Below are 18,044 nucleotides of genomic sequence, written 5' to 3'. Positions count from 1 at the left end.
GTCCCAGCCGGCCCGTGCCTGGCATCGCGTGCTGACAGGCGATGCGGCTGGTGTCGCCACAGGCGGCCACCAGCCGCATCTCCCACTGGATGTCCGCCAGGCAGACGGTGTGACGCGGACGGCTCAGTCCTGGAGGTTCACGAAGCAGGAGATCTTGCCCTCGGCATTCGGCGTCCGCTGTTCGTCCTTGAGCTTTCCATCGACGTAGATGCGGCAGGCGGTGCCCGGTTCCGCGTCGGTGACCGTGACGTCGTTGAAGCCGAAGCCGACGTTCTGGGCCTTGCTCCAGGGCAGCTCCTGGTCGTTCTCGGACTCGCCCTCGTTGTCGCCGGAGAAGGAGTAGCTGACGTTGCCGCTGCCAGCGCCGACCACTTCGAGCTTGACGTCCCAGCTCTCTCCGGACACGCTCCAGGCGATCACTGCGGTCAGTGACAGGGCTCCCACTGCCAGCAGCACCTTGCCGAGGGGGCGGGTCTTGGCGGATGTCACGGCAACTCCTGGGGGTAGGTGGTTCGCTCGTCTTGTGTGACCTATTGTTCGTGGCGCGCGACCGCGTCGGTTCGGTCGTAAGGCGGAATCCGCCGCCTTCGGGGCGGCCGAAAGTACGAAACTCTCCTCGTCACTGAAGGGCTGCCTGAGGCTCTGCCCATGCTCCGTGTACCCCACCGTCCCGCCGTCGGGCCCAGCGTCATGACGGGCCTGTGCTTACTGTCTTTCCTGCTCGACGCGTCTGTCGTGAGCAGGAGTCATGTGGGACTGGCGGTCTTGGCAAGCGGAGCCCTGGCCCTGGGGGTCGCAGCGGCGCAGACATGGATGTACGGCACAGGCCGGCATGTCATCGCGTGCGGGCTCAGCCTTTGCGTGGCGGCCTGTTCGTTGCTCACCACGTCATTGGTGCAAGGTGCGGTGTTGCAGCGCACCCCCGGCTGGGCCGAGCTGTGCGGCCTTCTGGCCCTGCTGTGTCTGACCTGTCGCTATGCACGGCCGTCACTGGTCATGGTGTGCTCGGTTCCACTGTTCGTCGCGGCGATGCGGACGCAGGAGCGTGCTCCGGTGGTATCGGACCTGCCGGTGTTCAGGGACATCGACGGCTTGTTCGTCCTCCTCCCCATGGCCTTCGTGCTGCTGGGTGGCTATCTGCGCAGTGAGGATGGCAGGCGCCGGGCGGCCGCACGCGACGTCCGGCGGGCCGAGCGGCTGGACCTCGCTCGGGATCTGCACGATCACGTGGCTCATTACGTCACCGCCATCGTTGTTCAGGCCCAGGCCGGCGAGCACATCGTGGAGAAGGACCCCGCGACGGCACGGAGCCTGTTCAGCAACATCGAGCAGACCGGCCAGGACGGTTTGGTGGCGATGCAACGCATGGTCAGACTCCTGCGCACGTCTGAGACCGCGACGGCGCAGGCCCCGGTGACACCCGTGATGACGAGCATCAAGGAACTCATCAGGCGTGCCGACTCAGCAGGGCAGCGTGTCTCGCTGGAGATCGCCGAGGAGGTGAAGGCCGACGACTGGCCACCGCAGCTCGCCAAGACCGCGAAGCGCTTGGTTCAGGAAGGTCTGACCAACGTGCGCAAACACGCCCGCACCGCGTCCGCCGTACACGTAAGGATGGAGGTCGCGGCAGGCCGGCTGGTCATCCACGTTCGGGACAACGGGACCGGCCAGCACCACGGACGGTCCTGGTTCCTGCCCAGTGGGTTCGGCATGATCGGTCTGCGGGAGCGAGTCCACGAACTCGGCGGTGAACTCAGCAGCGGACCGATGCCGGAAGGCGGCTGGGAACTATCCGCATCGATACCCCTGAACTGGGCAGACAGGAAACCGCGGTGAGCATCTCAGTAGTGATCGCTGACGACCAGGAGATGGTGAGGACGGGCTTCCGCCTCATCCTGGAGGCACAGGACGATATATCCGTGATCGGTGAGGCGTCCGACGGTGTGGAGGCTGTCGAGGCGGTGCGTCGGCTGCGCCCCGACGTGTGTCTCATGGACATCCGGATGCCGAAGTTGGACGGGCTTGAGGCCACCCGGCAGCTCCGGCGGACGCCGGGGAACGCGACGGACGACACACAGATCGTCATCGTGACCACTTTCGACCTCGACGAGTACGTGTACAGCGCGCTGCGCGCCGGCGCGAACGGCTTCGTGGTCAAGAACTCCGGCCCCCGGCTGCTGATCGAGGCGGTGCATGCCGCGGCCGGAGGGGACTCTCTCATCTCCCCGTCTGTCACGGTGCGGCTTCTGGAGCACCTGAGCCCACCGCAGCACACCGAGAACTCGGCCGCCACACAGCGACTGAGCCCGCAGGAGCACAAGATCGTCCGCTTCGTGGCGCGAGGGCGCACGAACAACGAGATTGCGGAGGAGCTGACCCTCTCTCTGAGCACGGTGAAAAGCCACTTGAGCCGGATCCAGGACAAACTGCGGGCCCGCAACCGTGTGGAGATCGCCGCATGGGCGTGGGAGCACGGAGTCGTCAACTGACGCGAACGGAAGGCGCATGAGTAACAGTCGCCTCTTCTGAGACTGCGAGGCTCGATGGGCCGGGTCGGTGCGGCGTACGAGATCCTCCGATGCTTCGGTGCGCGCTCTCCAGTGGTTGACATGTCAGCTAATTGTTGATCGGATGCAGGAGAATCGAAAGGGGAGAGACGTATGACCGATTCCCGCACCTCGGCTGGTGTCGCCGTCGTCACCGGTGCGTCCTCCGGGATCGGCGCCGCGACCGCCCGAGAACTCGCGGCGGCCGGATTCACCGTGGCACTTCTGGCGCGCCGGCTCGATCGCATCGCCGCCATCGCAGAGGAGTCGTCGCCGCGGCCGATCGCGTACGAACCGAACTCGGCGGAGCCACCGTGCTGGTGAACAACGCAGGTGTGGCGCTCGTCGGGCCCTTCGGCAGCGAGCGGCGTGACGATTATCGGCGCATGATCGAAGTGAATCTCCTCGGCACCATCACAGCCACTGAGGTCTTCCTCGATCAGTTGAAAGCCGCCGCGCACGCCGACATCGTCAACATCAGTTCCGTGGCCGGCCGGAGCGCCGAACCCGGCGGCGGCGTGTACGCCGCGACGAAGTGGGGTGTCAACGGATGGAGCGAGTCGCTGCGCCTTGAGCTGAAACCAAAGATCCGCGTCACATTGATCGAGCCAGGCAGCGTCGCCACGGAACTGCCCCAGCACATCACGCATCCGGAGACGCGTGCGGCGGCCGTTGACGCTTGGAAGCAGGTGGAGGTCACCGCCGCCGAGGTCGCGGAGGTCGTTGTCTTCGCCGTGACGAGGCACCCGCGGTTCGCGGTGCACGAGGTCCTGGCGCGGTCGGCCGGGCAGGAGTTCTGAACGCGGTTCACCCGAGGGCGAACCGAGCTATGAGCAGTTACGGGCTGTCAGTCTCGACAAGGGTGTTGATTCGCGCTCGGCCCAGCGGACCGCGGACGTAGTCACGCATGCGCCACCGCAGATCCGCCCGACCGAACCGGCCTGTCACCCGCTCTCGAACACCGACTCCAACTCCCCAGTCCAGCAGCCGACCTCAGCCACGCCCTTCACGCCTGGTCAACGACGATCACCAGCCTAGGGCCGCACCGCTGCCGGAGTACTGAACAGGCATGCCGCCCTCGCACACAACCGCCGTATGACGTTTGTCATGCCGGCTGGTGACAGGGCGCACTGGTTCCCCGCGCTTCCACGGAGAGGGTTGAAACATGAGAACAGACGGACACGAATCTGTGATTGAGGTCACGGACCTGCGGCGTGTGTACGGGGGCGGGTTCGAGGCCGTGCGCGGTGTCGACTTCTCCGTGCGCCGCGGAGAGGTCTTCGCCCTGCTCGGCACCAACGGCGCCGGCAAGACGTCGACCGTGGAGCTGCTGGAGGGACTGGCCGCTCCGGCCGGCGGACGGGTGCGTGTCCTCGGGCACGACCCGTACACCGAGCGGGCCGCCGTACGCCCCCGCACCGGGGTCATGCTCCAGGAGGGCGGCTTTCCCTCCGAGCTGACCGTCGCGGAGACCGCCCGCATGTGGGCGGGGTGGGTGAGCGGCGCCCGCCCGCCGGCCGAAGTCCTGGAGCTGGTCGGCCTGAAGTCGAAGACCGACACCCGCGTGAAGCAGCTCTCCGGCGGCCAGCGGCGCCGCCTGGACCTGGCGCTCGCGCTGCTCGGCGACCCCGAGGTGCTCTTCCTCGACGAGCCCAGCGCTGGCTTGACGCCGAAGGCCGCCGGGACACCTGGGAGTTGGTGAGCGCACTGCGTGACGCCGGTACGACGGTGCTGCTGACCACGCACTACCTGGAAGAGGCCGAGCACCTCGCCGACCGGCTCGCGATCATGCACGAGGGACGGATCGCCGCCACCGGGACTCCGGCCGAGGTGACCGCCGCTCAGCCGTCCCACATCTCCTTCGAACTCCCCGCGGACTACTTCGTGGGCGACCTGCCACCGCTCGCCTTACTGGGCGTGAGCGACCACGAGGTCGACGGCCGGATGGTCAAGCTGCAAACCCGGGAACTCCAGCGCGCGGCCACCGGACTGCTGGTGTGGGCCGGACAGACCGGAGTCGAGCTGCGCCGCCTGGACGTGCGCTCGGCGTCCCTGGAGGAAGCCTTCCTGAGCATCGCCAAAGAGGTCTCCTCACGGACGAGCGACGGAACGGCACCGGAGACGGCGAAGGAGTACGCGGCATGAGCACCACCACCACGGCCACCCCGAGCGCCTCGGTGCGGCGTGGCGCGATCAGCACGCCGAGGTCGCGCATGGTCGCCCTCGCCCGCGCCGAGCTGACCCTCTTTGGACGGAACAAGGGCACCCTGATCGCCGCGCTGTTCGTGCCGCTGGTGCTGCCGTTCAGTGTGAAGTCGACGGCCAAGGAGATGGATCTCGCGGGAGCCGGGCTGACCACCGGCACGCTCATGCTGCCCGCCGCGGTCGGCTTCTCCCTGCTGTTCGCCGTCTACTCGGCCCTCGTCGGCGTCTTCGTCGTCCGGCGCGAGGAACTCGTCCTCAAGCGGCTGCGCACCGGCGAACTGCGGGACGTGGAGATCCTCACCGGATCCGCGACGCCGGCCCTGCTCAGCGGGCTCGCGCAGTCCCTGCTGCTCGCCGTGGGCTGCGCCGTACTGCTCGACCTGTCCGCGCCGTCCGCGATCCACCTGTCCGTTCTCGGGCTGCTGCTCGGCCTGGTGATGTGCGCCGCGCTCGCGGCGGTCACCGCAAGCTTCACCAGGACTGGTGAGAGCGCGCAGGTCACACCACTGCCCTTCATGTTCGTTTCCATGCTCGGTTCCGGCATGTTCGTCCCGCTGGAGATGCTCCCCGACCGGCTGGCCTCCGTTTGCGAACTGCTGCCGATGACGCCCGTGATCAACCTCGTCCGCGGCGGCTGGACCGGTGACCTGTCCGGAGCCGAGACGCTGGGCGCCGTGGCGACGGCGGTGGCCTGGACCGTGCTGGCGCTGTTCGCTGTACGGCGGCGGTTCCGGTGGGAACCGCGGCACTGACGTACGGACCGAGTGGGAACGGCGGATTCATGCCCAGGCCATGGGGATGGTGGCGGCGGAAGAGCACCCCGGGGAAGGTGGAGACGTACACCCGAGGGTCGTTCCTCTTTCTCGGGGTGTGCGAGATCGTCGGTATCGGTCTGTCCACGTACACGCAGGTGGGACCACGGCTGGCGACCGTGCTGTCGCTGATGGTCGTCACCCATGCCGTGGCGTCCATGGCGACCGTCGCACGGGTGCTGGACTGGACCCTCGGCCGTCGTGCACTGCCGGTGCGGGGGTTGTGGGGGCTCGGCGCCCTCACCGAGGTCCTCGCGGTCGTCGCCGTCGTCATCGGGGAGCACGGCCCCGCGGGCGAGAACGTCGAGAGTACGGCCCTCAGCGTGTTCGTGGGGCTGCAGGGCTTCGGCGCCGGCGTGATAGCGCTCGCGGTGCATCACGACCGGCGGCGGGTCATCGGGCTCGTGAGCGGTTTCGCGGCGGGCGCCGGGATCGTGGCGTTCGCGGCGGGCCTGCAGTGGCTTGCCACACTGATCACGGCGTGCGTCCTGCTGTTGGTCGGGGCTTTCCTCGCCGCCACCGCGGTCTTTTTCCGTCTGGCTGCTCAACGCGGTCTTCACACTCGACGACGCCAAGGAGACCCGGGCCAGGCTCGCCGTCGCCGAGGAGCGGCTGCGGTTCGGCCGGGACCTGCACGACGTGATGGGCCGCAACCTGTCGGTGATCGCGCTCAAGAGCGAGCTGGCCGTCCAGCTGTCCCGGCGCGGGAGGCCCGAGGCGGTGGAGCAGATGATCGAGGTGCAGCGCATCGCCCAGGAGTCGCAGCGCGAGGTCCGGGACGTCGTGCGCGGCTACCGGGAGGCCGCCCTGGAGGTCGAACTGGCCGGCGCCCGGGGGGTGCTCTCGGCGGCCGGGATCGTCGCGGAGGTCACCGGCGAGACGGCCGGCCTGCCCTCCGAGGTGCAGTCGGCGCTCGGCTGGGTGGTGCGGGAGGCGACCACGAACGTGCTGCGGCACGGGGACGCGAAGAAGGTCGCCGTGACGGTGCAGATGCCGGAGGGGCGGGTAGTGCTGACGGTGGAGAACGACGGGGTGACGGCGACGACGGACGGTCCCTCGGCGGGCTCGGGCGGCTCCGGGCTCGCGGGGCTGCGGGAGCGGCTCACCGCGGTGGACGGGACGCTGGAGGCGGGGCCCGTCGGCAAGGGTGTGTTCCGCCTGACGGCCCAGGTGCCGCTGCCGTCCGCCGCGACCGGGGCCGCGCTGGAGGTCGCCCTGTGACGACGACAGTGCGGGTCCTGCTCGCCGACGACGAGCACCTCATCCGCGGGGCGCTGGCGGCCCTGCTGTCCCTGGAGGACGACCTGGTCGTCGTCGCCGAGGCGGCCACCGGCCCGGAGGCGCTGGCGATGGCACGGGCGCACGCGCCGGACGTCGCCGTACTGGATCTCCAGATGCCCGGCGCTGACGGTGTGAAGGTCGCCACATCGCTGCGGGCCGAGCTGCCCGCCTGCAAGGTGCTGATCGTGACCGGTCACGGTCGCCCGGGGCATCTGAAGCGGGCGCTCGCGGCGGGTGTGCGCGGGTTCGTGCCCAAGACGGTCAGCGCCCAGCGGCTCGCCGAGCTGATCCGCACGGTGCACGCCGGAAACCGGTACGTCGACCCGGAGTTGGCCGCCGACGCGATCTCCGCCGGGGACTCGCCGCTGACCGCGCGGGAGGCCGAAGTACTGGGGCACGCTGCCGACGGGGCGCCTCTCGCGGGGATCGCCGAGCGTGCCGCGCTCGCCGAGGGGACCGTACGGAACTACCTGTCGTCGGCCGCGAGCAAGCTCGGTGCGGAGAACCGCCACGCGGCGGTGCATCTCGCACGGGAGCGGGGTTGGATATAAGACCGTGTCGTGTGGGGTGAGGCGGACGAGTCGCTTGTAGCAACAGAGGGCGGCGAGGCCGGGAACGGCCAGGCATTGCGCGTCACCGGCCCGATCGACTGCCGGCACGCAGGTGTGCGCTATCCAGGAAACGAAAGATTGGTTTAGTGCGAACCGGAAAAAGACTCACCCAACGGGCGTTGATCAAGTAAACGCCACTGTAGGCCCAGGTCGGCGTCGAAGGTTCACTCGATCTCCCAAATACTGGGTACCCCTCCTTCCCCTGACCGCGATCGCGGCCGTGCTTGCATGGCTCAACCGGAGCCCGTGGTGGAGTTGGGCAGTCGTGGGCGCGCTGCTCGCGCCCCTCGGTGTGACCGCACACTGGTGGCTTCGAGGGCGGGCCCTGCTCCAAGTGGGGGGCTGGCTGCTTGCCGGAGCACTCGTGAGTACCACTGCCGTTCTCGCCTACCCACCCCCGCAGAACCGCATCGCGGGCGGGACCGATCCCCAGCCTTCCGCGCTCGTCTCCACGCGGGAGGGGCCCGTGCCAGGCGTCCTCAACGACGAGCGCACGGTCGAGATATTCGCGGGCATCCCCTACGCCCGGCCCCCCGTGGGAGATTTGCGTTGGAGTCCGCCTCAGCCTCCCGAGCCGCGCTCCGAGGTGTTCACCGCCGACCGGTTCTCGGACGTTCCCGTTCAAGGCACGTCAACCTTCTTCACTCGAGCGCTTTCCCAGGTCGTCGACATACCTCTGGAGGACACGTTCCTCAACCCGTATCCGGTCAGCGAGGACAGTCTCACCCTCAACATCTGGCACAGCACGAAGCCCGCCTCGGCGAAGCTTCCCGTGCTCGTCTACGTTCCGGGCGGGGGGTTCACGACTGGTTCGGGAGCTTTGCCGCTCTACGACGGCGAGGCACTCGCTTCCAGGGGTGAGGCGATCGTCGTCACACTCAACTACCGGCTGGGAGTGCTCGGATTCCTTTCCCATCCGGAACTCGCGGCAGAATCCAAGGAGAACGCTTCGGGTAATTACGGGATCCTCGATCAGATTGCCGCGCTGAAATGGATCCGGCAGAACATCGCGGCGTTCGGCGGTGACCCGGCCCAAGTGACGGTCGCGGGAGAGTCCGCCGGCGGCGCGAGCGTGTGCATTCTGGGGGCGACGCCACTCGCTGAAGGACTGGTGGACGGCATCATTGCCGGGAGCGGGGCCTGCATGGGCACGGCCGGAAGCACCGAGAAGGACGATCAGGCCGATACCAGGGCGGCGGCAGAGGACGCCGGCAGACGTCTGAGCGAGAACCTGGGGGGCGCCTCCGTGGAGGAGATGCGCAAGATGCCCGTCAAGCGCATCCTCGACGCCGCCAAGTCACTCGACGCCCACTGGCGTCCCTCCTCGACGGCCACCTCCTGGACCGGCCGCCGGCGGAGATCTACGCATCCGGAGAACAGCTGGACGTGCCGACCCTTCTCGGCAGTAACGCGGACGAGGCCTCGCTCGCTCTGGCCAGCCCACCGGACACCGACGCGGACAAGTATCAGGAGTCGGTCCGCAAGACGTACGGCGCGGACGCCGAGCGCTTCCTGCGGTTGTACCCCGGTGAGAACCAGGAACAAGTGCTGAAGTCCCGTCTGCAGGCCGACACCGACAAGATCATGACTCGCGCCATGCACCGCTGGGCGCGGCTGCAGACTCAAACGGGCGAGTCAGCCGCGTACCTCTACTACTTCACTCGCGTCCCGCCGGAAAAAGGCCTCGAGAAGTTCGGCGCCTATCACGGTGCGGAGGTGATGTACGCCTATGACAACCTCGGGAAGGACAATGACGCCGCATACGAAGAGGTCGACTACAGGTTGCGCGACCAGATGAGCGCGTACTGTGTCAATTTCGTGCGTACGGGCGACCCGAACGCATCGGGCCTGCCGGTCTGGCCCACGGTGGAGCGAGCACCCGAGCAAGTCATGGAATTTGGTGAAGGCAGCGCGCCGGCAACCCGGCCGCGGTCGGACGCCATCGACTTCTGGATGGACTACGACGGACCGATCCCGTAGCAACGATGCGATCTGGCGAGCCCTGTAACCAGGCTGCCGACAGTACCGTCAGCCGGTCAAGCCTCCCGGCAGAAACCGCCCGTAGGCTTGACCGGCGGGAAAGTGCTGGAAGCAGTCGGCGATGCCTTCGCTGCGGGCGGCCGTGGCGTCACGCGTGCGGCCGGGTCGCAGGCCCGACGTAGAAGCGCTGCCGCTGCATCACCAACGGCATGGCCGACAGGAGGGTGTTGGTGCCGTAACCACTGATGATGAGATCGGCTTGTCTTCCTCGATCAGCCGCTCATGGATCTCGGGAACCAGGGAGGCGCCTGCGTGGTCGTCGTGGCAGACGAGCTCGACCGGGCGGCCGAGCAGGCCGCCCCGGCTGTTAATGTCCTGCTGCCGGATCTCATGGGTGAGACGGGCCGACCGGCTGTTGTCCGCAAGCGGACCGGTCAGCGACAGGCAGCAGCCGATACGGATCGGTGCCGGGGCGGCAGCCATGTCAGGCGTCGTTTACGGGGCGTCCCGTGGCGAGCAGCTGCGTCTCCCAGGTGAAGGCGACGCCGGTGGCGCCCCCGTGCTGAAGCATAACCTCGGTCAAGCCCGGGAGGGTCTCCTCACGCGCATAGTCGCGCTGCCACTCACTCATCACGGCCAGCCAGGTGATGGGTACCACTCCCGCCTGGACCATGCGCCGCACGGCCATGTCATGAGCTTCCTTCGAGGCGCCGCCCGAGGCATCGGTGACGACGAAGACCTCGAAGCCCTCACCCGCCGCCTGTATCGCGGGCATCGCGACACAGACCTCCGTCCACAGGCCGGCGATGATCAGTTTCTTGCGGCCGGTCGCCTTGACGGCGTCGACGACGCGCTCGTCCTGCCAGGTGTTGACGAACGTGCGGTTGATCGGCTTCTGCTCCGGGAACTCGTCCTGCAGTCCCTTGATGAGGTAGCCGCCGCGCTCTTCCAGCACGGTCGTCAGGATGGTCGGTACGTCGAACGCCTTGGCGGCCTTGGCGAGGCCGACAGCGTTGTTCACGATCATCGTGGGCTCGTGGCTGTTCAGGTTGGCGAACTGGAACGGCTGGTGGTCGATCAGGACGACGACGCTCTCCTCGGGCGTCAGCAGCGCCTGCAGTCCGGACTTGGCTTCTTTGCTCATGGGGTCCCTCTCCGGGGTATGTATCATGCGCGCCCAGACGGCGCCACGCCGATATGGCTTCACGTATCCGCACAGGCGCCCTGAAGGCGAACTGGCCGGCCACCAGCCCGATCGGCAAGATTGCTCCGCAAGCCGCCGCGGTCTTCGCAAGAGACGGCCCGCGGTACCAGGTGACTACCGACCTCAACTGGATGACGTGACACCTACGTTAGACACAGGCAACTTGACGTGTCAACCAGATGTCGATCCACCTCTAGATGCAAACTCGCCAGGTCAGCTCAAAAGTTGTCGCACCAGATGGTGGCCCATAACTCCTGGACAGGAGTGAGATGACCTTGTCGTGCCTGGTGTGACCATGGCGCGGGAAGCGTCGAGGGTGAACCGCTCCGGGATTGTCAATCCCCTCGAACTGTGGAGACCTTCCTATGCAGCCAGCTCCTCGGTGAAGCTGGCCCAGCAGTCGTGTTCGTAGTCGATCGGGCTTTTCCAATGGCACACGCTGTATAGCCGACGGGTGTTGTAGAAGTCGGTGATCCAGGTAGCGATCCTGATCCGGGCCGCGGTGCGGGTGGTGAAGGTGTGCCGGTGGACGTACTCGACCTTCAGTACGCTGTTGAACGCCTCGCTGACGGCGTTGTCGAGACAAGATCCGACCCGGCCCATGGACTGGAAAACACCCAGCCGGCGGCAGGCCCGGCGGAACCTCCGTGAGGCGTACTCGCTGCCGCGGTCCGTGTGGAAGATGAGGCCGTGCACGTCACCGCCACGGGTCGTCGCGGCCATGTGCAGGGCAGCGACGACCAGTTCGGCATCGTGGCGTGCCCCCATCGCGTAGCCCAGCAGGCGGCGGGAGAAGAGGTCGATGACCGTGACCAAGTACAGCTTGCCTTCGCCGGTTTCGATCTCCGTCATGTCCCCGCACCGGACCAGGTCGGGTGCCTCGGCGGTGAAGTCGCGGCGCACGAAGTCCGGGGCGGCCGGTCGCTTGCCAGGGAGCTGACGGAAAATAACTCCTCGGTTTCGGCGGGCTGTTGGCTCGTAGGATGTGGGTGTTACGGAGGGGACCGAGGCGAATCTGGCAGGGGTGTTCGAGCTGCTGTTGCCGCACCTGGATGAGCGGCAACGGCGGTTGGTGCTGGGGGCTGCCGCCCGGGTACGGGGGCACGGTGGAGTTCGTTTGGTGGCTGAGGCTGCGGGAGTGGCGACGTCCACGGTGTCGCGTGGGCTGCGTGAACTGAATCAGGGTGAGGAGCCCGGTGGCCGGGTCCGGGCGGTGGGTGGGGGCCGCAAGCGACTACGGGATGTCGATCCGGAGCTGGTGCCGGCCTTGCTGGCGCTGGTGGAGCCGGACCAGCGGGGCGATCCGGAATCGCCGTTGCGGTGGACGGTGAAGTCCACCCGGGCTCCGGCCGCGGAGCTGTCGAGGCAGGGCCACCGGATCGGGCACGACACAGTGGCAGCCCTGCTGAAGACCGAGGGCTTCTCGCTGCAGGGCACCTCGCGTACCACCGGGGGGCCCGGCATCCTGACCGGGACGCTCAGTTCCGTTATATCAACGAGCGGGTCGGGGAGTTCACCGCGGCCGGGCAGCCGGTCATCAGCGTGTCCGCCAAGAAGAAGGAGACCCTGGGCAACTACGCGGCCACGGGCGGGAGTGGCACCCGGCCGGACAGCCCGTCCAGGTCCGCGCCCACGACTTCCCCGAGAAGGGCCCGTTGAAGGCGGTGCCGTACGGGATCTATGACATCGGCGCGGATGCCGGCTGGGTCTCGGCCGGCTGCGACGGCGACACCGCCGCCTTCGCCGTGGCCACTCTGCGCCGCTGGTGGGACAGCGAGGGGCGGCACCGCTACCCGGACGCCCCCCGTCTGCTGATCACGGCCGCCCACGCCCTGACCTGGTGCGATGCCAAGTGTCCAGGCGACTGGACACCCGTGGAGCGTCACTTCCGCGACGGGCACACCGACACCTGGTGGGCCGCCGATGCCCGCCTGGGTGGCTACGGACCCGACTCACCCTGCCGCCTGATCGTGGCCACCACCGACCCAGTCGGACTCCCGGAGAAGGCCACCCGGTACCTGGCCACCAACCTGCCCCACCCCAACGCACCCCATACCACCACCAGCCCGCACCCGCCGGCCGACCTCGCCGAGATCATCCGCCTCTACGGCCTGCGTCCGTGGATCGAGCAGAGCTACAAGCAGATCAAGGACGAACTCGGCTGGGCCGACCTCCAAGTCCGCTCCGACCGCGCCATCCGCCGCCACCAGACCCTGGTCAACTGCGCCTTCTCCTTCTGCTGGGACCAATGGTTCGCCCCACCCGGACCCCTGGATGCCACCGCGCCGGACCCGTGCCCCGACGAGGGGCCAGAGAGGGGGACCGGCCCCGTCCCACCAGCCCCAACCGCCTTGTTGGCCCCGGGGCTTACGAGCCATCCGTTCCTGACTCACCCCCGCCGTCACCCTCAACCGATGGCGGCGAGCCTGGACGGACACGGACCCACCCTCCGAGCTCCAGGCCCTGATCGACGCGGTCACCACCGGACACGGCATCGACCTCCACCTCCGGATTTAACGAACTACCGGTAATCGCTGAGGTACTGGTCGTGCGACGGTGCCGGAGAGTCGCATCGGGAGAACGGCGCATCAACGTGGATGTGGCGCCTCAACAACAGTTCGGCGCCACATACGCCTCTCGTCGGCGGCGATGACGCAGTTCCGCGTCATGAGAAGCCGTCAGGGGAACAGCCGGTCGTCCACCGTCACTTCGAGAGGAAGTCGCGCAGCGCGGTGTTGACCTCGTCGGCGTGGGTCCAGAGCAGGCCGTGAGGCGCTCCTTCGACCTCGACGTAGTCGGCCTCGGGGAGTGCCTTGTGGAATCGGCGCCCAGTGGCGTCGATCGGGAGGATGTTGTCCTTCGTTCCGTGCAGGATCAGTGCGGGCTTGCCGCTCGCGCGGACCGCCTCGACGTCGGCGCGGAAGTCCTCGATCCATGCCGGTACCACAGCGTACGCAGCCACCGGGGCGCTGCGGATCGCGACGTTCCAGCTACCGGTCACGACCTCCTCGCTGATACGGGTGCCGAGGTTCTCGTCGAGGTTGTAGAAGTCCGCGTAGAACTGCTTGTACCAGGCGTACCGATCCGCCTTTGCGGTCGCGGCGATGCCGTCGAAGACCTCCTGCGGCACTCCGTCGGGGTTGTCGTCGCGGGCGACGAGAAACGGCTCGAGCGAGGCGAGGAAGGCGAGCTTCGCGACACGCTCATGACCGTAGCGACTCACGTAGCGGGCGAGTTCCCCGGTGCCCATCGAGAAACCGACAAGGACGACGTCCTGGAGGTTGAGGGTCTCAAGGACCGTGTTCAGGTCAGCGGCGAAGGTGTCGTAGTCGTAACCGGAGTTCACCTTCGACGACTGGCCGAAGCCACGACGGTCATAGGTGATGACCCGATAGCCCTGGGCCAACAGCTCGCGCGTCTGACGTTCCCAGCTGTGCCCGTTCAGCGGGTAGCCGTGGATCAGGACGACCGGCTGCCCGGAACCCTGATCCTCGTAGTAGAGCTCGACCGGCGTACTGTTCTCCGTGCCGACGGTGATGTAACCCATGATTTCTTTCCCTTCTGGCCGACGAAACGAACACCGGCCCATATCTGTGTGTGAGAACCCTGTGTTATCGGAGGCGGGTCAGAGGATTCGCCGATCCGTATCCGGCTGGCTCCTGTGCTGAGCTGCCCTGCGTCGGGATCACAGCCTGATCCACGTTGTCTACGACTGTGACTCGGCCACCATCGCCGGGATCGGGATCGGGCATGGTCGATTCTGGGTCGACGAGGTAGACCTCGTGACCAGTCAGCGTCAGCCGGCGTGCGACCTCCAGCAGCATGCGCCGTGCCACATCGTCGATCGAATAGACCCTTGTCAGGTCGAAAGCCACCCTGACGTCCGAAGGCAAAATGTCCATGGCTTCCTGAACAACTCTCTCGGCTCCGGCAAAGCCGACGCCACCTTGCAGTTGCAGGACCCGGAGCGCGTTCGGTCCGCTGCCAACGACATGGTGGGACCGCACGACGGCACGCGCGGCGGCGGGGACCTCCATCACATGCAGACCCATGTCCGAAGAGAATCGCTCGAACAGTGACACCCCGCGAACGCTGTTCCCGTGACCGTCCAGTCGTGGTGAGAACGTGGCAATGCCGATCTGTCCGGGGAGCGCGCCGATCAGGCCCCCGGCCACCCCGCTCTTTGCCGGAATACCGACCTGGGTCGCCCAGTCACCAGCGGCGTCGTACATTCCACAGCTGAACATGACACTCAGCACCTGACGCACCACCGGTTCCGGTACCACCTGCTCACCCGAGAGAGGGTTGATCCCACGGTTGGCCAACGTCGCGGCCATCATGGCCAGATCACGCGTGGTGACGAGCACGGAACACTGGCGCGTGTAGCCGTCCACGATGGTCCTTGGGTCCTTGGTGAGGACATCGTGACTGCGGAGCATGTGGGCAATGGCGAGGTTGCGGTGCGCGTGCTCCATCTCTGACGCACATACCGCCTCATCCATCTTCAGTCGACGACCGGCGAACGCCGAGAGGCCGTGGAGCACGCGTTCCACACGCTCCGTCGGATTCAGGTCCTCCGCGCCGGCCAGTGAGTGTACGGTGATCGCGCCAGCGTTGATCATGGGATTGAGAGGGCGCCCCGTATCGCTTTCGAGAGAGATCTCGTTGAACGCCTCTCCGGACGGTTCGACACCGACTTTGGCGAGCACGGGGTCGAATCCGCGATCAGACAGGGCCAACGCATACACGAACGGCTTGGAGATCGATTGGATTGTGAACTCGATGTCGATGTCACCGGCGCCATAGACCTCTCCGTCAATCATAGCAAAGGCCGCACCGAGGCGCTCGGGGTCCGCTGCTGCGAGCTCAGGGATGTATCCCGCCGGCTCTCCGGACGTGTCCGACTCCACATCTCTCAGTACCTCGGCCAGATAGTCGGGAATGATTGGCCGCATTCGTCCTCCATGCATAATTGCCATCTTCACGCCGTGAGAACCGCGTTGCGTCCGCCCTGGTACCAGGAGGCACCTGGCGGCACTTCACTGCGTCACATTGTCGATGCAACCAGGGAGATGACCTCACGCTTCGCCGAGCGCGGCGCGCGTGATTACTCCTATGTCGTCAGGTATCGGCTGACGGAACACACCACCGTTCGCGACAAATTCGTCGCCATGCACCCGCAGATAGCGAGCGAACATCGGGCACAACGGCACGAACAATTGTGTAGGAGCTGATCGGGCCAGCGAGATCGAGCTCGACCGCCACGGATGCGGCGGGGTTGTCAGCCAACCCTTGAGTCATCTGACTGTCTTTCTGCAGAGAGCGTCACGGCGTGGCCACGGTTCTCCGGTCCGGCTGAGGTGCTTCTGTTCTTCTGTTACGAGCGCTCAAAAAGTCTTGTCGGAGCGGGGGTGGCGGTAAGCACGCGAAGCCGGTCGGCGTCGACATTGGCTCCGAAGGCGGGGGTTCCGGGCTCGAGCCGGACGCCCGCTGCGAGGTCGCCGATGGTGAGTGGGTCGAATCCGAGAGTGTCGATCAGCGCAGACACGACGGCGAGATCCTTGGGCGAGTCGCCGGCGATCGCGATGGCCTTGCGTCCGAGGCCGCCGGCTGGACGAGCCCCGTCCTCGAGGTCGTGGTAACCCATGTGGTTGAGGGCTTTCACGACACGTGCGCCTATCAGGAACCGCTGAACGACTTCGCTCGAAGAGGTGTCGGGAGGGAGGATCGCGTCGCGGGGACCATCGACCTCCCACCAGTGGTTCATCGCGTCGATGACCAGCTTTCCCTCCAGCTTCGGGACTGGGAGGTCGCGGTGTTTGCCGAGCGGGAGAGCCAGGACCACCACGTCGGCGGCATCCGCGGCCTGGGCCGGCCATACGGCGGTCGCTCCGGGGGTGAGGATCTTGGCGGTAAGCGCGATCTTGGAGGGATCACCGGACCCGGAGATCAGGACTCGATAGCCGGCGGCGACCGCCAGGCGCGCCAGGACGGTGCCGACTTTCCCGGCTCCCAGGATCCCGACAGTGGTGACAGGGTTGGTCATCGCGCCGCTCCCGCCGTGGCCGCGGGCTGCTCGGCCAGAAGCTCGCGGATCCGAGGGATGACCTGGGTGCCGTACAGCTCGACCGAACGCAGACGTGCGGAGGCTGAAACGGTGCCGGCGGCGGAGTAGATCAAGTCGAACCGGCCCGCGTTCAGGACCCGGATGGCATGGGCGATCTTGGCCGCGACCGTCTCGACCGAGCCGACGTACAGCGACCCGCGGTCCACCTCGGCGTCGAATTCTTCCCGGCGGAGCGGCGGCCAGCCGCGCTGCCCCCCGATCCGGTCGCGGATCTCCTTGTACCCAGGGTAGAAGAGCTCCTTGGCCTCTTCGTCAGTGGAGGCGACGAAGCCGGGCGAATGCGTGCCGATCGGCTGTGCGGTCGTGCCGAACTCCTGGCTGGCAAGCCGGTACAGATCCACGTAGGGAGCGAACCGGTCGGGGGCGCCGCCGATGATTGCGAGCATGAGCCGGAAGCCGTACTGAGCGGTGCGGAGCACGGACTGCGGTGTCCCGCCAACCCCTACCCAGGTGTTGAGACGTCCCGAATCCGTCTTCGGGTACACGTCCGCATCGTGCAGGGCGGCACGCGTGGTGCCTTCCCAGCTGACCGGCTTCTCGTCCAGGAGCCGATGGAAAAGGTCGATCTTCTCCTCGAACAGCACCTCGTAGTCCTTGAGGTCGTACCCGAACAGGGGGAACGACTCGGTGAAGGAACCGCGTCCGAGGATCACCTCGGCGCGGCCGTTGGAGAGCGCATCGACCGTGGCGAACCGCTGGAACACTCGCACCGGGTCGTCCGAGGACAGCACTGTCACGCCCGAGGCCAGCCGGATGCGCTTCGTGGCTGTCGCGATGCCCGCCAGCACTGTCTCAGGGCTGGAGATCGCGTACTCGGGCCGGTGGTGCTCGCCCAACGCAACAACGTCGATACCGACCTGGTCGGCAAGGACCGCTTCGGTCACCGCGGCGCGGATCGCCTGCGCGTGCGAGACGATCACGCCCTGGTCGTTTCGGGGCCGGTCTCCGAAGCTGTCGATACCGAACTCGATTTGCGAAACATCCATCGTGTTCACTTCGCTCAACGCTTTCGTTGTGTCAGGGTGTGGCGGTGCGTGGTTCGTGACGACAGGGCGGGACGTCCGTCCCGGGCGACCTGCGCGAGTTCCCCGCCGGTCAGGTCCCGCGCCCACACCACCTCCGCCGGTCTAGTTGACACGTAAACCATGACACTTCTATGGTTGGCATGTCAACTAGATTGTGTCGCGGTGGGTGCAGCTGCACGTCGCCAGCCGGGAGCGCCCCTCTTGATAGGCGGGCTTGGTGCTTTCGCACTCGGCGACATCGGTGCGCGCATTA

The 18,044-nt window shown here is 67.0% G+C and carries 12 protein-coding genes and 6 pseudogenes; 10 read left to right on the top strand and 8 right to left on the bottom strand.

Annotation, left to right across the window (positions count from 1 at the left end; translation table 11 throughout):
- Positions 1-123 precede the first annotated feature (123 nt).
- On the bottom strand, positions 124-489 hold the full coding sequence (locus tag ACZ4WQ_RS14325) for an MmpS family transport accessory protein (protein WP_311729924.1): 366 nt from the start codon (positions 487-489) through the stop codon (positions 124-126).
- A gap of 261 nt (positions 490-750) precedes the next feature.
- On the opposite strand from ACZ4WQ_RS14325, the gene ACZ4WQ_RS14320 reads away from it, so the two are divergent.
- The 8 genes and pseudogenes from ACZ4WQ_RS14320 (at position 751) to ACZ4WQ_RS14285 (ending at position 9,435) form a co-directional block, all read left to right on the top strand.
- Positions 751-1,836, top strand: coding sequence for a sensor histidine kinase (locus ACZ4WQ_RS14320; protein WP_311729925.1), 1,086 nt, complete (start codon positions 751-753; stop codon positions 1,834-1,836).
- Between the two features lie 32 nt (positions 1,837-1,868).
- Positions 1,869-2,489, top strand: a complete 621-nt coding sequence (locus ACZ4WQ_RS14315; RefSeq protein ID WP_385343951.1) for a response regulator — start codon at positions 1,869-1,871, stop codon at positions 2,487-2,489.
- A 171-nt stretch (positions 2,490-2,660) separates the two neighbouring features.
- Positions 2,661-3,346 (top strand): annotated as a pseudogene (locus tag ACZ4WQ_RS14310) (SDR family oxidoreductase).
- A 365-nt stretch (positions 3,347-3,711) separates the two neighbouring features.
- A pseudogene (locus ACZ4WQ_RS14305) lies at positions 3,712-4,691 on the top strand (ABC transporter ATP-binding protein).
- The gene (locus ACZ4WQ_RS14300; RefSeq protein ID WP_311729927.1) at positions 4,688-5,503 is read left to right on the top strand and encodes an ABC transporter permease; all 816 of its coding nucleotides are present in this window, start codon (positions 4,688-4,690) and stop codon (positions 5,501-5,503) included. Before ACZ4WQ_RS14305 ends, ACZ4WQ_RS14300 begins: the two are co-directional and overlap by 4 nt.
- Before the next feature lie 29 nt (positions 5,504-5,532).
- Positions 5,533-6,784: pseudogene (locus tag ACZ4WQ_RS14295) on the top strand (sensor histidine kinase).
- A complete protein-coding gene (locus tag ACZ4WQ_RS14290; protein ID WP_398372044.1) occupies positions 6,781-7,395 on the top strand; it encodes a response regulator in 615 nt (204 codons plus the stop codon). The pseudogene ACZ4WQ_RS14295 and the gene ACZ4WQ_RS14290 overlap by 4 nt, the downstream one beginning before the upstream one ends.
- Positions 7,396-7,507: 112 nt before the next feature.
- Positions 7,508-9,435: pseudogene (locus tag ACZ4WQ_RS14285) on the top strand (carboxylesterase/lipase family protein).
- A gap of 198 nt (positions 9,436-9,633) precedes the next feature.
- On the opposite strand, the gene ACZ4WQ_RS14280 reads toward ACZ4WQ_RS14285, so the two are convergent.
- The 3 genes from ACZ4WQ_RS14280 to ACZ4WQ_RS14270 all read right to left on the bottom strand — a co-directional run bounded on the left by ACZ4WQ_RS14280 (position 9,634) and on the right by ACZ4WQ_RS14270 (position 11,791).
- Entirely contained in the window at positions 9,634-9,918 is a 285-nt protein-coding gene (locus tag ACZ4WQ_RS14280) for an ABC transporter substrate-binding protein (RefSeq protein WP_398372046.1), read from the bottom strand.
- 1 nt (position 9,919) lies between these two features.
- A complete protein-coding gene (locus tag ACZ4WQ_RS14275) occupies positions 9,920-10,579 on the bottom strand; it encodes a hydrolase (protein ID WP_311729930.1) in 660 nt (219 codons plus the stop codon).
- A gap of 423 nt (positions 10,580-11,002) precedes the next feature.
- Positions 11,003-11,791 (bottom strand): IS3 family transposase, encoded by a 789-nt coding sequence (locus ACZ4WQ_RS14270; RefSeq protein ID WP_468022209.1) that lies wholly within the window; start codon positions 11,789-11,791, stop codon positions 11,003-11,005.
- Here ACZ4WQ_RS14270 and ACZ4WQ_RS14265 point away from each other — a divergent pair.
- Together ACZ4WQ_RS14265 and ACZ4WQ_RS14260 are read left to right on the top strand one after the other, a co-directional pair.
- Positions 11,712-12,402, top strand: a pseudogene (locus ACZ4WQ_RS14265) (ISAzo13 family transposase); the annotation flags it as partial. The gene ACZ4WQ_RS14270 and the pseudogene ACZ4WQ_RS14265 sit on opposite strands and share 80 nt — an antisense overlap.
- Before the next feature lie 48 nt (positions 12,403-12,450).
- Positions 12,451-13,170: pseudogene (locus tag ACZ4WQ_RS14260) on the top strand (IS701 family transposase); the annotation flags it as partial.
- A gap of 173 nt (positions 13,171-13,343) precedes the next feature.
- On the opposite strand, the gene ACZ4WQ_RS14255 reads toward ACZ4WQ_RS14260, so the two are convergent.
- The 4 genes from ACZ4WQ_RS14255 to ACZ4WQ_RS14240 all read right to left on the bottom strand — a co-directional run bounded on the left by ACZ4WQ_RS14255 (position 13,344) and on the right by ACZ4WQ_RS14240 (position 17,752).
- Positions 13,344-14,186, bottom strand: a complete 843-nt coding sequence (locus tag ACZ4WQ_RS14255) for an alpha/beta fold hydrolase (RefSeq protein ID WP_069867377.1) — start codon at positions 14,184-14,186, stop codon at positions 13,344-13,346.
- Between the two features lie 64 nt (positions 14,187-14,250).
- Positions 14,251-15,594 carry a glutaminase gene (locus ACZ4WQ_RS14250; protein ID WP_398372049.1) on the bottom strand — a complete coding sequence of 448 codons (1,344 nt, stop codon included), beginning with the start codon at positions 15,592-15,594 and terminating at the stop codon, positions 14,251-14,253.
- Between the two features lie 422 nt (positions 15,595-16,016).
- Complete coding sequence (locus ACZ4WQ_RS14245; RefSeq protein ID WP_311729932.1) at positions 16,017-16,685, bottom strand: NADPH-dependent F420 reductase; 669 nt, start codon at positions 16,683-16,685, stop codon at positions 16,017-16,019.
- Positions 16,682-17,752, bottom strand: coding sequence for an LLM class flavin-dependent oxidoreductase (locus tag ACZ4WQ_RS14240; protein WP_311729978.1), 1,071 nt, complete (start codon positions 17,750-17,752; stop codon positions 16,682-16,684). The genes ACZ4WQ_RS14245 and ACZ4WQ_RS14240 overlap by 4 nt, the downstream gene beginning before the upstream one ends.
- Between the last annotated feature and the right edge of the window lie 292 nt (positions 17,753-18,044).

The organism is Streptomyces sp. NPDC028305, assembly GCF_055569495.1.
Note: the sequence above shows the minus strand (reverse complement) of the source record. Positions and strands in the feature narration are given on the sequence as shown.

What these genes read in the sequence shown, in the direction of transcription:
- ACZ4WQ_RS14315 (WP_385343951.1), top strand. Translation starts at nt 1,869, where the DNA reads ATGGTGAGGACGGGCTTCCGCCTCATCCTGGAGGCACAGGACGATATA.
- ACZ4WQ_RS14255 (WP_069867377.1), bottom strand. Translation starts at nt 14,186, where the DNA reads ATGGGTTACATCACCGTCGGCACGGAGAACAGTACGCCGGTCGAGCTC.
- ACZ4WQ_RS14280 (WP_398372046.1), bottom strand. Translation starts at nt 9,918, where the DNA reads ATGGCTGCCGCCCCGGCACCGATCCGTATCGGCTGCTGCCTGTCGCTG.
- ACZ4WQ_RS14245 (WP_311729932.1), bottom strand. Translation starts at nt 16,685, where the DNA reads ATGACCAACCCTGTCACCACTGTCGGGATCCTGGGAGCCGGGAAAGTC.
- ACZ4WQ_RS14275 (WP_311729930.1), bottom strand. Translation starts at nt 10,579, where the DNA reads ATGAGCAAAGAAGCCAAGTCCGGACTGCAGGCGCTGCTGACGCCCGAG.
- ACZ4WQ_RS14240 (WP_311729978.1), bottom strand. Translation starts at nt 17,752, where the DNA reads ATGGATGTTTCGCAAATCGAGTTCGGTATCGACAGCTTCGGAGACCGG.
- ACZ4WQ_RS14250 (WP_398372049.1), bottom strand. Translation starts at nt 15,594, where the DNA reads ATGCGGCCAATCATTCCCGACTATCTGGCCGAGGTACTGAGAGATGTG.
- ACZ4WQ_RS14300 (WP_311729927.1), top strand. Translation starts at nt 4,688, where the DNA reads ATGAGCACCACCACCACGGCCACCCCGAGCGCCTCGGTGCGGCGTGGC.